This window comes from Streptomyces sp. NPDC020983, assembly GCF_044333485.1.
Classification (GTDB): Bacteria; Actinomycetota; Actinomycetes; order Streptomycetales; family Streptomycetaceae; genus Actinacidiphila.
This window is the reverse complement of the sequence record NZ_JBIRRA010000013.1, coordinates 18103-31254: the sequence shown is the minus strand read 5'-3', so window position 1 is coordinate 31254 and position 13152 is coordinate 18103. Positions and strand designations below refer to the sequence as shown.

Genomic DNA, 13152 nt, shown 5'->3' with positions numbered 1-13152 from the left:
GGCCCGGTCACCGCCCTCGGGTGCGGGCCGTACGCGTGCGGGGGCTGCCGGGGTGTCAGCCGAAGTAGCCGTCGAAGTTCTTCGAGAACTCCGCGTTGTTGAAACGGTCCCAGTTGATCGACCAGGTCATGAGGCCGCGCAGGGCGGGCCACTGGCCGTGCGTGGTGTAGCCGCCGCAGCCGGTCTTCCGGGTCAGGCAGTCCAGCGCCTGGTCCACCGCGGCGGGCGCGGTCCAGCCGTTGCCCGCGGTGGTGGAGGCCGGCAGGCCGATGGCCACCTGGGAGGGCGCGAGCGCGGGGAAGACGTTGGCGGTGTTGCCGGCCACCGGGAAGCCGGTGAGCAGCATGTCCGTCATCGCGATGTGGAAGTCCGCGCCGCCCATCGTGTGGTACTGGTTGTCCAGGCCCATGATCGGACCGGAGTTGTAGTCCTGGACGTGCAGCAGCGTCAGGTCGTTGCGCAGCGCGTAGATCACCGGCAGGTAGGCGCCCGCCCGCGGGTCCTGGCCGCCGTAGGGGCCCGAGCCGTAGAACTGGTAGCCGAGCTGGACGAAGAAGGTCTCCGGCGCCATCGTCAGCACGAAGCCGCTACCGTAGCGGGCCTTGAGGGTCTTCAGCGCCGAGATCAGGTTGACGACGACCGGGGTCGTCGGGTTCTTGAAGTCGGTGTCGCCGGTGTTGAGCGACAGCGAGTGGCCCTCGAAGTCGATGTCGACGCCGTCCAGGCCCCACTGGCCGACGATCGCGCTGACGGACGACACGAAGGCGTCCCGCGCGGCGGCCGTGGTGAGCTGGACCTCGCCGTTGGCGCCGCCGATCGAGAGCAGCACCTTCTTGCCCGCGGCCTGCTTGGCCTTGATCGCGGCCTTGAAGTCGGCGTCCGACTCGACCGTGGGGCACTCGCTGACCGGGCAGCGGGTGAAGTGGATCTGCCCGGAGGTCGGGGAGTCGGTCTCGCCGAAGGCCAGGTCGATGACGTCCCAGCTGTCGGGTACGTCCGCGAGGCGCGTGTAGCCGGAGCCGTTGGCGAAGGTCTCGTGCAGGTAGCCGACCAGCGCGTGCGCCGGCAGCCCCCCGCCGCCCGGCGTCGTCGTCGGCGGGGTCGTCGGCGGAGTGGTGGTCGGCGTGGTCGGGGCGGTGGTGGGCGGCGTTGTCGGGGGCGTCGTGGGCGTCGTGGGCGGCGTGGTGCCCCCGCCGGGGCCCTGGAGCGAGACGTCGTCCGCGAAGTAGGCGGGCTGGCCGTACCAGCCGTGCACGAAGACCCCGGCGCTGGTCTGTGTCGCGGTGGTGGTGAAGGACACGCTGAGCTGCGTGTAGCCGCCGGTGCCGGGCGTCCAGGTGCTCGTGCCGCCGTCCACGCCGAGGTAGACGTAGGAGCCGTTGACCTGCGCGGTCAGCGTGTAGGTGGTGCTGGGCGCGACGCTCACGGTCTGCCTGCACTGGCCGGTGGCGGACGCGGAGGGCGTCGCCTTCAGCGCGTACGAGCCGCTGTGCGCCTGCCCGGTGACGGCGGAGGCGCCGGCGTCGCACGTCCAGCCGGTCAGGTTGCCCGATTCGAAGCCGCCGTTGGCCAGGAACTCCCCGGCGCTCGCGGACGGGGCGAGGGCGACGAGGCCGCCGACGGCCAGGGCGCCCGCGAGTGCGGCTGAGGCGGCGGCGAGTGGTCTCTTCCTGCTGAGCGTGCCGAGCATGGGGGGATGCTCCTTCGCGGGTGCGGTGCGGGGGAGTTCGCGGATGCGCGTGGGCTCTCACCGCGCAGCAAACAGGTTTAGACCAATCGTGTCAATGGTCCGGACCAAATCCCCCGCCGCTGTCAGCGCCGCCGTGACCAGGGCCATTTGGGGCCCGGGGCGGGCCTGCCCTCGGGGTCGTAGCGGAACACCCACGGCGTCCGGTGCTCCCCCTTCACCCCGGGGGCGCGGTGGTACACGTGCCTCAGCCCCCCCACGGGCACGACGTACTCCTTGGGCGGCTGACCCGTCATCCCCACGACGACCTCGATGACCCGCCCGTCGAGCGGCCCCCCGACGAACTGCGTCTCCTCGTGCCTCACGCCGTCACCCTCCCACGAGCAGGCGCCGCGGCCCCTCCGGGGCACGGAAAACCGCGCGGGCGGCGGGGGAGCGGGCTCCGGCACCCGAACGTCTTTCCGGGCCGGAGGCCATAAGGTGGGGCGGTGGCTTACCGGAGAATGGACGTCGAGGCCCGCCGTGCGCAGTTGCTGGCCGCGGCCGTCGACCTGTTCGGCCACCGGCGGCCGGAGGACGTCTCGATCGACGACGTCGCCGCCGCCGCGGGGGTGTCCCGCCCGCTGGTCTACCGCTACTTCCCCGGCGGGAAGCAGCAGATCTACGAGGCCGCGGTGCTGGGCGCGGCCGAAGAGCTGATCGGCCGTTTCGAGGTCGCCGCGGAGGGCCCGCCCACCATGCGGCTGTCCGCCGCGCTCGACCGCTACCTCGCGTACGTCGAGGACCACGCCCCCGCGTACGGCGCCCTGCTGGGCGGCGGCAGCGTCGCCGAGACGAGCCGCACGGACACGATCGTGGACGGCGTACGGCGCCGCGCGGCGGAGCAGGTGCTGCACCACCTCGGGGTGACGCAGCCGGGCCCGCGGCTGGCGATGATGGTGCGCTCGTGGATCGCCTCGGTCGAGGCCGTGTCCCTGATGTGGATCGACGAGGGCCGCAAGCCGTCGCGCAGCGAGCTGTGCGACTGGCTCGTCGACCACTTCACCGGCCTGCTGCTGGTCACCGCGACGACCGATCCGGAAGCGGCCCGCGCGGCCGCCGCCGCGCTGCCCCAGGAGACGGCCGAGTCCCCCGCGGGCGCGCTGCTGACCCGTCTGACGGCCCTCGCCCCCGCCGCGGCGCACCTGTTCGACACGGCGTGACGCGACCCGGCGGCGGGCACGTCGGAACGCGAGCGCCCCGGCTCCCGGCCCGTGGGGCACTCGACCGCCGGGCCGCGGGCACCGCCGCGGCCTGAGGGGCGTGGGGCCGACCCCGCCGCTACGGGGGGCGGCGGGTGCGGCCGCGGGTGCGGCGGAAACGGCGGGAGGCGCCTCAGGCCTGGACGGGCACGAGCCCCGAGGCCTTCCAGACGCGGCGGCTGGGGCCGCGGATGAGGCCGATCTCGTCGAAGAAGTCCATCAGCCGCTTCGCGGACTGCCGCATCACGTCCTGGCGGTGCGGGCTGGTGCGCGCGGCGGCGACGGCCTCCTTCACGTCGAGGCCGACCTCGGCGTAGACCTGCGGGCTGATGAGGGAGCGGGCGATGACCCTGGCGGCCTGCGCGGAGGTGAGGCGGGTGGCCTCGATCTCCCAGCGCGGGGCGGTGACCATCTGCCGGCGCAGCTCCTCGCGGGCGTAGCGGATGTGCCGGGCCTCCTCCACGACGTGGATGCGGGTGATGCCGCGGGTGAGGGTCTGGACGCGCTCGTCCGGGAAGGTCAGCCGCTGCATCCAGTCGAGGATCTCCTCGGCCAGCAGGGTGCCGGTGAAGGAGCCGGGCGTGGTCGAGACGGTCTTCAGGACGCGTCCGAGCTGCTGGTCGAAGCGGCTCGGACGGTAGGCCGGGGTGCCGAGCTTGGTCACGGCGCGGGCGAACATCTTGGAGTGCCGGCACTCGTCGGCTATCTCGGTGAGCGCGTAGCGGACGTGGGCGCTGGTCGGGTCGAGGTCGTAGGTGTGGCGCAGCAGCAGCTGCATGAGGATCGTCTCGAACCACACGCCGATCGAGCACAGCGACGCCGCTTCGTGGCGGCTCAGTTCCCTCCGCTGCTCGTCGGTCATCCGGTGCCACAGGGGGGTGTCGTAGAGCGACAGCAGCTCGGGCGGCCAGAACCAGCGGCCCTCCTCGAAGGGGGCGTCCCAGTCGAGTTCGGTGTCGGGGTCGAAGGAGTGCTTCGCGGACGCCGCGAGGAGGCGTTCCGCGGTCTTCTCGCGGTCGGTCAGTGTGGCGTCCATGCCGAACGGGCCTCCGGTGCACGAGGGTTACCTGCGGTACGGGTCTTATGAGACTCTGTGTCAACAAGCCCGTCAAGACCTCTGCGCGAACCGCTGTCCGGCACAGGCGATTGGAGCCGCCCCATGTCGACGCAAGGCCGCTACACCACCGAGCCCGCCGAATGGTCCTGGCAGGTGCCAGCGCACGGCGCGGCCCGCTTCACCTGGGAGTACGACGACGGCCGTGACCGGCTGCTGGCCCTCTACCAGAAGGGCAAGGACAAGCAGTGGGACGGCATGCGCCGGATCGACTGGGATCTGGAGGTCGACCCGCACGACCCCCTGGGCACCCCCGACGAGGCCATGTCGATCTACGGCTCGCGCTACTGGGACGCGATGAACGACGCCGACCGGGCCCTGCTGCGGCAGCACTACGCCTCCTGGCAGTTCAGCCAGTTCCTGCACGGCGAGCAGGGCGCGATGGTGTGCGCCGCGCGCATCGTGGAGTCGGTGCCGGACCTCGACGCGAAGTTCTACTCCGCGACGCAGACCATGGACGAGGCACGGCACGCCGAGATCTACGGGCGCTTCCTGCACGAGAAGATCGGCATGCTCTACCCGATCGACGACAACCTGCAGTCGCTGCTCGGCGACACGCTGCGCGACTCCCGCTGGGACATGCCCTACCTGGGCATGCAGGTGCTCATCGAAGGCCTGGCGCTGGCCGCCTTCGGCATGATCCGCGACACCACCGACAAGCCGCTGCCCCGGCAGATCCTCGCGTACGTCATGCAGGACGAGGCCCGGCACGTCGCCTTCGGGCGGATGGCGCTGCGCGACTACTACAAGCAGCTCGGCGACGCCGAACTGCGCGAGCGCGAGGAGTTCGTGATCGAGGGCTGCTACCTGATGCGCGACCGGCTGCGCGGCCTGGAGGTGCTGGAGAACTTCGGCATCCCCGCCGCCGAGGCCGCCGAGCTGACGGAGTCCTCGGAATTCCTGCGGCTGTTCCGCAAGCTGCTCTTCTCGCGCATCGTGCCGTGCGTGAAGGACATCGGGCTGTGGGGCCCGCGGCTCCAGAGGGCGTACGTGGACCTCGGCGTCTTCGAGCTGGGCGACTCCAGCCTGGACCTGCTCATGACGCAGGACGAGGAGATCGCCGAGCGGCTGGACGCCGAGCGCTTCGCCGCCGAGGAGCGGGCCCGGGTGACGGAAGTAGCCGAAACCATCACCCAGGGGGCGGAAACCTCGGAGTAGGACCGTACGCTTGTCCGATGACCAACGAGGGGCCGATATCGCGGCGTGCCGCCCGCCGGGCCAGGGCGCGCCGGCGCCGCAGGAACACGGCGGTCGGCCTGGCGGTGGTGGTCGTCGCCGCGGTGGCGACCGGCTGGGCGGTGCTCGGCCGGGGCGGCAGCCCCGCCGGGGCCGCCGCCGCCCCGCGGGCGTCCGGCACGACCGCGCCGGACGGCGCGGCCCCCTCCGCGACCGCGCCCGGAGCGACGCCCGCCGCACACGAGCCGGCCGGCACCGTCACCCTCGCGTTCGCCGGGGACGTCCACTTCACCGACCGCACCGCGAACCGGCTCGGCGTGGACCCCGCGCTCGGGCCCATGGCGCGGGCCCTGGGGGCCGCGGACTTCTCGATGGTCAACCTGGAGACCGCGATCACCACCCGCGGCACCCCGCAGCCGAAGAAGTACCACTTCCGCACCACGCCCGCCGCGCTCGGCGCCCTCCAGCGCTCGGGTGTGGACGCCGTCACGATGGCCAACAACCACGCGGTCGACTACGGCCCGCAGGGGCTGGCCGACAGCCTCGCCGCGCAGCGCGGCTCGCCGATACCCGTCGTCGGCATCGGCCCCGACGAGGCCGCCGCCTACCGGCCGTACGTCACCACGGTCAACGGCGTGCGCCTCGCCGTGGTCGCCGCCAGCCAGGTGCAGGACTACACCAACCAGGCCTTCCGGGCGGGCCCCGGCCGCCCCGGCATAGCCTCCGCGCTGGACCGCCCCGCGCTGCTGGCCGCCGTACGCGACGCGCGCAGGCAGGCCGACGTCGTGGTGGTCTACCTGCACTGGGGCACCGAGGGGCAGAGCTGCCCGGGCCCGGAGCAGAAGTCGATCGCCGCCGACCTGTCGCAGGCCGGCGCGACCGCGGTCGTCGGCACGCACGCGCACGTCATGCTCGGCTCGGGCATGCTCGGCCCGACCTACGTCGCCTACGGCTTCGGCAACTTCCTCTGGTACGGCTCCTCGCCCTACCCGCACTCCGACCAGACCGGCGTGACGACCCTCACCGTGACCGGGGGCAAGGTCGCGAAGGCGGTCTTCAGCCCCGCCCTGGTCGACGGCCAGGGCGTACCCGAGCCGCAGACCGGCGCCGCGGGGCGCACGATCACCGACCGCTACGAGGGCCTGCGCGGCTGCACGGGCCTGACGGCACCCCCGGCCTGAGCCCTGCGAGCGGCCCCGGTGTGGCGGCGAGGTGACGGGGAGATGCCCCGATACGACGATACGTCCGGATCCTGTAACGACCCCCTGGTTGCGTGATCGTCGCGGAACCGTACCGTGGGCGGCCGCATCTTTCCGTTCGCGGAGCGGGGGAGAGACGCTGGTCCGCGGAAAAGGGACGTCGAGCGACGAAGTGGGCGGGCGGTCACACAACATGACGGGTTGGCGGACAACGGCCGGGCGGCTGACGCCGGAACGGATCAAGAGCGCGCCGCGGTCGATGGTGATAGGCGTGGCCGTCGCGGTCGTCGTGCTCGCCGCCGTGGTGTCGGCGCTGGTCGCGCCGGGCGGGGGCAGCAGCGGCACCGCGGCGGCCGCGACGACGGGGAACACGGGGAGCGCCGGCGCCAAGGGCGCCGACGGCAAGGGCGGCCCGGCCGGGCACTCCACGGCCCCGCACAAGCCCCCGGCGAAGCCGACCACCCCGCAGGTACCCCCGGTGCCGGTGAGCATCGTGCACGCGGCCGAGACGCCCGGCAAGGCCGTCAACATCACCATCGACGACGGCCCCGACCCCGTGTGGACCCCCAAGGTCCTGGACGTGCTCAAGCGGCACCACGTGCACGCGACCTTCTGCATGATCGGCCCTCAGGCCAGGGCCCACCCCGATCTGGTGCGCCGGGTCGTGGCCGAGGGCCACCGGCTGTGCGACCACACCGTCTCCCACGACGAGTCGATGGACCACAAGCCCGTCGCGTACCAGCAGAAGGAGATCCTGGACGCGCTCGCGATGATCGAGGAGGCGTCCGGCGGCGCCCCCGTGCAGTACTACCGGGCCCCCGGCGGCGCCTTCACCCCCGCCAGCCGCCAGATCGCCGCGCAGCACGGCCTGCGGCCGCTCGGCTGGAACGTCGACACCAAGGACTTCTCCCGGCCCGGCGCCGGCGCGATCGTGGCGACGGTCAGGTCGGAGATCGGCAACGGTCCGACGATCCTCTTCCACGACGGCGGCGGCGACCGCTCGCAGACCGTGGCCGCCCTCGACACGTCGCTGACCTGGCTCGCCCAGCAGCACTACGCCTTCAGCTTCCCGCAGGTCCACTGAACGCCCGGCCGGCGTAGGGGGGCGGCGCGGCCAGCACCGCCTGCATGACCGCGCGGGCGATCGGCGCCGCACTGCCGCCGCCGGAGATGTCCGCCCGCGCCGCCTCCGCGTCCTCCACGACCACGGCGACGGCCACGGCCGCCCGGCTCGCACCCTGCGGCCGGGCGTAGCTGATGAACCAGGCGTAGGGCGTGCCCTTGTTGCCCACCCCGTGCTGCGCGGTGCCCGTCTTGCCGCCGACCACCGCGCCCGGGATCGACGCGTTGGTGCCCGTGCCGTCCGTCACGACGGCCTCCATGAGCTGCTGCAGCCGGCTCGCCGTCCAGCGCGAGACGGCCCGGTGCAGCCGCTCCGGCTCGGTGCGGGAGACCACCGCGCCGGAGTGGTTGGTGACCCGGTCGACCAGGTACGGGCGCATCAGCTCGCCGCCGTCGCCGACGGCCGCCGCGACCATCGCCATCTGGAGCGGTGTCGCCGTCGTGTCGAACTGCCCGATGGAGGACAGCGCCACCTGGTCGGGGCTCATCGCCGTGTCGAAGTTGCTCTTGGCGACACCCGGCGGGATGCGCAGACCCGTGTCGTTGAAGCCGAAGGCCTGCGCCTGCCGCACCATCGCGCCGAGCCCGACGTCGGCGCCGAGCTTGGCGAAGACGGTGTTGCACGACACCCGGAAGGCGTCCAGCACGCTCGCGTCCGCGCAGCCGCGCCCCTCGTTGGTGAGCGACCAGGTGGTGCCCGGCAGCCGGTAGGGGTCGGGGGAGTCGGTCGGGGCCGTGAGGTCGGTGACGGCGCCGGCCTCCAGCGCCGCGGCGGCCGTGACCACCTTGAAGGCCGAACCCGGCGGGTAGGTCTGCCGGATCGCCCGGTTCAGCATGGGCTGCGCCGGGTCGTCGCCCAGCCGCTTCCACTGCGCGGCCACCTCTTCGCCGGTCCCGGACAGCAGCCCGGGGTCGTAGGACGGAGAGGAGACCAGCGCGAGGATCCGGCCCGTCGCCGGGTCCAGGGCGGCGACCGCGCCGCGCCGGCCCGCCAGGCCCGCGTAGGCGGCCTTCTGGGCGGCGGCGTCGATCGTGGTGTGGACGTCGCCGGGGCGCTGCCGGTCGCGGGTGATCTCGTGCCACAGCGGCACCGAGTCCAGTTGCGGGCTGGTGCCGGACAGCAGGCCATCTTCGGTGCCCTCCAGCAGGGAGGTGCCGTACGTCTGCGACGCGAAGCCGGTGACGGGCGCGTAGAGCGGTCCGTCGCGGTACGTGCGCGCGTACGCCAGCCGGCCGCCGGTGCCGCGGGCGCCGGTGACGGACCCGGAGCCGACCAGGATGGCGCCGCGCGGGTGCGCGTAACGGGCGATGGCGATACGGCCGTTGGCCGGGTCGGCGGCGTAGGAGCCGGACTCCACGACCATCACCCGCACCGCGTTGACCAGCAGCGCCAGTGCGAGGAGGAGGATCAGCGCGGCGCAGCGGCGGATGCAGCGGGTCACAGGGGTGCGTCCTCTCGCGGTGGCGGGCGGCGCGCGCTGTCGCTGAGCCGGATCAGCAGCGCCACGATGATCCAGTTGGTCACGACCGACGAGCCGCCCTGCGCCAGGAAGGGCATCGCCATGCCGGTGAGCGGGATCAGGTCGGTCACCCCGCCGGTGATGACGAAGACCTGGAGCGCCACGATCGTCGCGAGCCCGACGGCGAGCAGCCGCCCGAAGGGGTCGCGCAGCGCGAGACCGGCCCGCAGGCCGCGCGCCACCAGCAGCGCGTACAGGCCCAGCAGCGCGCACAGCCCGGCCAGGCCCAGCTCCTCGCCGGCGGTCGCGAGGACGAAGTCGGACTTGGCGGCGAAGCCGATCAGCGCGGAGTGCCCCTGGCCGAGACCGGTGCCGAGCACGGCGCCGTCGCCGAAGGCGTAGAGGGACTGCGCGAGCTGCCCGGGGCCGAGCCCGGCGCGGACACTCGCGAAGGGGTGCAGCCAGTCCTCGACGCGCCCGTGCACGTGCGGTTCGAGGGAGCCGGCGGCGAAGGCCCCCGCCGCACTCAGCACCAGCCCCACGGCGACCCAGCCGGTGCGCCCGGTCGCCACGTAGAGCATTACCACGAACAGCCCGAAGAAGAGCAGCGAGGTGCCGAGGTCGCGTTCCAGCACCAGCAGCCCCACACTCGCCAGCCAGATCGCCAGCACCGGCCCGAGCACCCGCCCGGTCGGCAGCTGGAGCCGCCGCAGCCCGAGGACGGTACGGCCGGTGTACGCGAGCGCGGCGCGGTTGGCCGCGAGGTAGGCGGCGAAGAAGACCGCGAGCAGCACCTTCGCGAACTCGCCCGGCTGCAGGGAGAACCCGGCCGCCCGGATCCAGATCTTGGCGCCGTTGACGGCCGGGAAGAAGATCGGCGCCGCCATCAGCGCGAGCGCCGCCGTCACCCCGAGGTAGGAGTAGCGGGCGAGCACCCGGTGGTCGTCCAGCGCCAGCACCACCAGCACGAACAGGGTGATGCCCAGCGTCGACCACACCAGCTGCGCGGGCGCCGCCCGCGGGCCGAGCGACGGCTCCAGGTCCAGCCGGTAGATGAGCACCAGCCCCAGCCCGTTGAGCAGCACCGCGATCGGCAGCAGCAGCGGGTCGGCGTACGGGGCCCGGGCGCGGACGGCCAGATGCGCCAGGACGGCGAGCAGCGCGAGCCCGGCGCCGTACCCGGCGGCCCCCGGCGGGACGGCGCCCGAGGTGGCGAGGCCCACCTCGGCGTAGCCGTACACCGACACCAGCACCGCGGCCACGGTCAGCGACAGCTCGACCCCGCGGCGGCGCCGCGGCGGCTCCGCCGCCGAAGGCCGGTCCGCCCCGGGCGCGGCCTTCGGCGCCGGAGCGTCGGCCGACGTAGCGCTCATGCACGGCAACCTAGCAAGGCGGGGCCGACATATCCGTCATGTCACCCGCCAGGCCGCGCCGGACGTCCCGCCCGGGCCCCGGGTGCGCATGCCGCGCCGGCAAGCCCCGCCCCACCGGGCCCGGCCCGCACCGGACCGCCCCGTCCGGCCGGTGACGGCGCGCACCACCGTGGTGGGCCGCGCGGTTCCGCGCGCCCCGGACGCTTCGCCCGGCCGCGGTGTGCGCGGGTCCGACGGTGCCCGGCGGCGCGGGCGCAGCCCGCCGCGGGGGCCCGCGTAGGGTGGCGGGGTGACCGCACAGCCCCGCGCCGCCGTCGCGGAGACGCTCGCCGACCTGCCGTACGCTTCCGCGCTCGTCCCGCACGCCGGGCCGCTGGAGGCCGAGGGCGACTACGACACCGTGCACCTCGACGGCCTGCACACCCCCGAGGGCACCCGGGCCGCCGGCGCCCGCTTCCTGGAGTCCGCGCTCACCGACTGCGTGCTGCCCGGCGCCGACCTGCGCGCGGCGCGCTTCAACGACGTCTGGCTGTCCGGCTGCCGCCTCACCGGCTGCACCCTCGCCGGCGGCCAGTGGCTGGACACCGCCGTCCTCGGCAGCTCGCTGGCCGGTGTCGAGCTGTACGACGCGGTGCTGCGCCGCGTCACGTTCCTGCGGTGCAAGCTCGACTCCGTCAACCTGCGGGCGACCGCGCTGCACGACGTCGTCTTCGAGGACTGCGTGCTGCGCGACGTCGACTTCGGCGAGGCCCGGCTGGAGGGCGTGTCCTTCCCCGGCACCCGGATCGAGCAGGCCCGCTTCGGCCGGGCCGTGCTCAAGGACGCCGACCTGCGCGGCGCCCTCACCATCGACCTGGCCGACGGCTACGAGTCGCTGCGCGGCGCGGTCGTCACGCCCGCGCAGCTGCTCGACCTCGCGCCCGCACTCGCCCAGACCCTCGGCCTGACCGTGGCCGAGCCCTCCACGCCCGCGGGGCGCGCGTCCGGCGCCCGCACCCGGGCCGCCACCAGAAGGAGCCCCAGCCGATGAGCGCCCTCCACGACATCCCGCTGCAGACCCTCGACGGCACCGCGACCACGCTCGCCGAGCACACCGGCAAGGTCGTGCTGCTCGTCAACGTCGCGTCCAGGTGCGGCCTCACCCCGCAGTACGAGGCCCTGGAGCGGCTGCAGAAGACCTACGCCGACCGCGGCTTCACGGTCGTCGGCATGCCCTGCAACCAGTTCGGCGGGCAGGAGCCCGGCAGTGCCGAGGAGATCGCGGCCTTCTGCTCGACGACGTACGGCGTCAGCTTCCCGCTGCTCGCCAAGGCGGACGTCAACGGTGCGAACCGGCACCCGCTCTACGCCGAGCTGACGCAGCTGGCCGACGCCGAGGGCGAAGCGGGAGATATCACCTGGAATTTCGAGAAGTTCCTGATCAACGGCTCGGGCGAGCCCGTGGCCCGCTTCCGGCCGCGCGTCGTTCCCGAGGCTGACGAGGTGATTGGGGCGATCGAGGCAAACCTGCCGCGCTGAACCCCCGGCCGTGGTGGCGACCACCCGGCTGACCAGCGGCGGAGGTGCCTAGATGCGCGAACGCGCCATGGCACGATCCGGCCGGTTCCAGGCCGTTGTCCGGAACCGGCCCTGCTGGTTGTCTGTAATCACCGCCCCGGCAACGAGAAGGGACAGTGGAGTGCATGACTACGGGTTCCGAACCGGCCACCTGTGTGTCGACACGGACCCTGCACTCTGTGTTCCTTGCCAGGAGCGTTTGGATCGGCAGCTCGCCTTGCTTCCCCGGGTATACGGCGAGCTTGAGGTCGCACTCGTAGCAGCGCAGGACCCCGGCGACAGACTGTCCGGCACTGACCGGCCCGGCATCCCCCTGAACGGGCCGGCAGTCGAGGCGCGCGCTGCCATTCGAGACACCCTGACCTCCTGGGCCGATCTGATGGTCGAGGGCCGCACCGTCCGCCTCCCCCTGCGGACGGTGCCGGCCCTCGCGGCCTTCCTCCGGCGCCACCTCGGCTGGCTCGCGGTGCATCCCGCGGCCGACGACGCGGCCACCGACATCGACACCGTGCTCCAGCGCGCCCTGGCCGTCGCCAGGCCGCACGAAGCCCTCATGGCCGCGACGGCCCCCGTCGGGTCCTGACCCGAGCCCCGACCCAGGCCCACCGGCCGTAGGGAATCATCCCCCCACAAAATGCACAAAGCACCGCGCGGTCCGCGAATCATCACGGGCCGCGCGGTGCTGTGTCCGCGCTGTCGTCGGTGTGCTCAGACCTGGACGGTGCCGGGGAACCACCCGGCGGGCGAGACCGTGGTGGTGGAGCCGGGGAACCACCCGGTGGGCGAGACCGTGGTGGTGGCACCCGGGAACCATCCCGCGGGCGTGACCGTGGTGGTGGAGCCGGGGAACCATCCCGCGGGGGTGGCCGTGGTGGTCGAACCGGGGAACCAGCCGTCCGGGGTGACGGCGCCGGGGAACCAGCCGGCGGGGGCCGCGCCCGGGAACCAGCCGTCAGGCGAGACGGAGCCGGTCTTGGCGACGGGTGCGGGCGCCGGTGCGGGTGCGGAAGAGGAGTCGGCAGCAACAGCCGTGCCGGCAGCCGACGACAGAGCAAGCACCAGTGCTGCTACAGCGGAGACATGGGTCGAACGCCGGATCCGCGACATCATAATCCTTAGGTGGGCAGAGAGTGTGACGTGCTCACTACGGAGTAGGGACACATGACTTTCCCAATGATGGCAAATGCAACCTGCACCGAACCAGACGACGCATCTGCGTATAT

General features: G+C 73.3%; 13 protein-coding genes. 7 read left to right on the top strand and 6 right to left on the bottom strand.

Translation table 11 applies throughout. The annotated features are described in order from the left end of the window. Positions 1–55: 55 nt before the first annotated feature. A complete protein-coding gene (locus ACH4SE_RS26740; RefSeq protein ID WP_398546030.1) occupies positions 56–1690 on the bottom strand; it encodes a chitinase in 1635 nt (544 codons plus the stop codon). Positions 1691–1812: 122 nt separating this feature from the next. Beyond that, entirely contained in the window at positions 1813–2052 is a 240-nt protein-coding gene (locus ACH4SE_RS26735; protein ID WP_398546029.1) for a hypothetical protein, read from the bottom strand. 138 nt (positions 2053–2190) lie between these two features. On the opposite strand from ACH4SE_RS26735, the gene ACH4SE_RS26730 reads away from it, so the two are divergent. Continuing rightward, on the top strand, positions 2191–2889 hold the full coding sequence (locus tag ACH4SE_RS26730) for a TetR/AcrR family transcriptional regulator (protein WP_398546193.1): 699 nt from the start codon (positions 2191–2193) through the stop codon (positions 2887–2889). Between the two features lie 172 nt (positions 2890–3061). On the opposite strand, the gene ACH4SE_RS26725 is transcribed toward ACH4SE_RS26730, so the two are convergent. Continuing rightward, entirely contained in the window at positions 3062–3964 is a 903-nt protein-coding gene (locus ACH4SE_RS26725; protein WP_398546028.1) for a diiron oxygenase, read from the bottom strand. A 123-nt stretch (positions 3965–4087) separates the two neighbouring features. Between ACH4SE_RS26725 and ACH4SE_RS26720 the strand changes: the two genes are divergently transcribed. From ACH4SE_RS26720 to ACH4SE_RS26710, 3 genes are all read left to right on the top strand, one after another. Next, positions 4088–5200: a ferritin-like domain-containing protein gene (locus tag ACH4SE_RS26720; RefSeq protein ID WP_398546027.1), complete on the top strand. Its 1113-nt coding sequence runs from the start codon at positions 4088–4090 to the stop codon at positions 5198–5200. Positions 5201–5217: 17 nt separating this feature from the next. Then, the gene (locus ACH4SE_RS26715; protein WP_398546026.1) at positions 5218–6399 is read left to right on the top strand and encodes a CapA family protein; all 1182 of its coding nucleotides are present in this window, start codon (positions 5218–5220) and stop codon (positions 6397–6399) included. Between the two features lie 277 nt (positions 6400–6676). Then, complete coding sequence (locus ACH4SE_RS26710) at positions 6677–7501, top strand: polysaccharide deacetylase family protein (protein WP_398546192.1); 825 nt, start codon at positions 6677–6679, stop codon at positions 7499–7501. Here ACH4SE_RS26710 and ACH4SE_RS26705 read toward each other — a convergent pair. Together ACH4SE_RS26705 and ACH4SE_RS26700 are read right to left on the bottom strand one after the other, a co-directional pair. Next, complete coding sequence (locus tag ACH4SE_RS26705) at positions 7479–8981, bottom strand: penicillin-binding transpeptidase domain-containing protein (protein ID WP_398546025.1); 1503 nt, start codon at positions 8979–8981, stop codon at positions 7479–7481. The two genes, ACH4SE_RS26710 and ACH4SE_RS26705, sit on opposite strands and share 23 nt — an antisense overlap. Then, on the bottom strand, positions 8978–10372 hold the full coding sequence (locus ACH4SE_RS26700) for an FtsW/RodA/SpoVE family cell cycle protein (protein WP_398546024.1): 1395 nt from the start codon (positions 10370–10372) through the stop codon (positions 8978–8980). Before ACH4SE_RS26700 ends, ACH4SE_RS26705 begins: the two co-directional genes overlap by 4 nt. Before the next feature lie 289 nt (positions 10373–10661). On the opposite strand from ACH4SE_RS26700, the gene ACH4SE_RS26695 reads away from it, so the two are divergent. The 3 genes from ACH4SE_RS26695 (at position 10662) to ACH4SE_RS26685 (ending at position 12512) form a co-directional block, all read left to right on the top strand. After that, complete coding sequence (locus ACH4SE_RS26695) at positions 10662–11402, top strand: pentapeptide repeat-containing protein (protein ID WP_398546023.1); 741 nt, start codon at positions 10662–10664, stop codon at positions 11400–11402. Next, entirely contained in the window at positions 11399–11890 is a 492-nt protein-coding gene (locus tag ACH4SE_RS26690; protein ID WP_398546022.1) for a glutathione peroxidase, read from the top strand. The genes ACH4SE_RS26695 and ACH4SE_RS26690 overlap by 4 nt, the downstream gene beginning before the upstream one ends. A gap of 418 nt (positions 11891–12308) precedes the next feature. Beyond that, positions 12309–12512 carry a hypothetical protein gene (locus ACH4SE_RS26685; protein ID WP_398546021.1) on the top strand — a complete coding sequence of 68 codons (204 nt, stop codon included), beginning with the start codon at positions 12309–12311 and terminating at the stop codon, positions 12510–12512. A gap of 125 nt (positions 12513–12637) precedes the next feature. Here the strand turns inward: ACH4SE_RS26685 and ACH4SE_RS26680 are convergent, their stop codons facing one another. Beyond that, positions 12638–12988 carry a hypothetical protein gene (locus ACH4SE_RS26680; protein WP_398546020.1) on the bottom strand — a complete coding sequence of 117 codons (351 nt, stop codon included), beginning with the start codon at positions 12986–12988 and terminating at the stop codon, positions 12638–12640. Between the last annotated feature and the right edge of the window lie 164 nt (positions 12989–13152).

Coding starts and splice junctions, on each gene's coding strand:
- ACH4SE_RS26740 (WP_398546030.1), bottom strand. CDS start 1,690: ATGCTCGGCACGCTCAGCAGGAAGAGACCACTCGCCGCCGCCTCAGCC.
- ACH4SE_RS26730 (WP_398546193.1), top strand. CDS start 2,191: ATGGACGTCGAGGCCCGCCGTGCGCAGTTGCTGGCCGCGGCCGTCGAC.
- ACH4SE_RS26725 (WP_398546028.1), bottom strand. CDS start 3,964: ATGGACGCCACACTGACCGACCGCGAGAAGACCGCGGAACGCCTCCTC.
- ACH4SE_RS26720 (WP_398546027.1), top strand. CDS start 4,088: ATGTCGACGCAAGGCCGCTACACCACCGAGCCCGCCGAATGGTCCTGG.
- ACH4SE_RS26715 (WP_398546026.1), top strand. CDS start 5,218: ATGACCAACGAGGGGCCGATATCGCGGCGTGCCGCCCGCCGGGCCAGG.
- ACH4SE_RS26710 (WP_398546192.1), top strand. CDS start 6,677: ATGGTGATAGGCGTGGCCGTCGCGGTCGTCGTGCTCGCCGCCGTGGTG.
- ACH4SE_RS26700 (WP_398546024.1), bottom strand. CDS start 10,372: ATGAGCGCTACGTCGGCCGACGCTCCGGCGCCGAAGGCCGCGCCCGGG.
- ACH4SE_RS26690 (WP_398546022.1), top strand. CDS start 11,399: ATGAGCGCCCTCCACGACATCCCGCTGCAGACCCTCGACGGCACCGCG.
- ACH4SE_RS26685 (WP_398546021.1), top strand. CDS start 12,309: ATGGTCGAGGGCCGCACCGTCCGCCTCCCCCTGCGGACGGTGCCGGCC.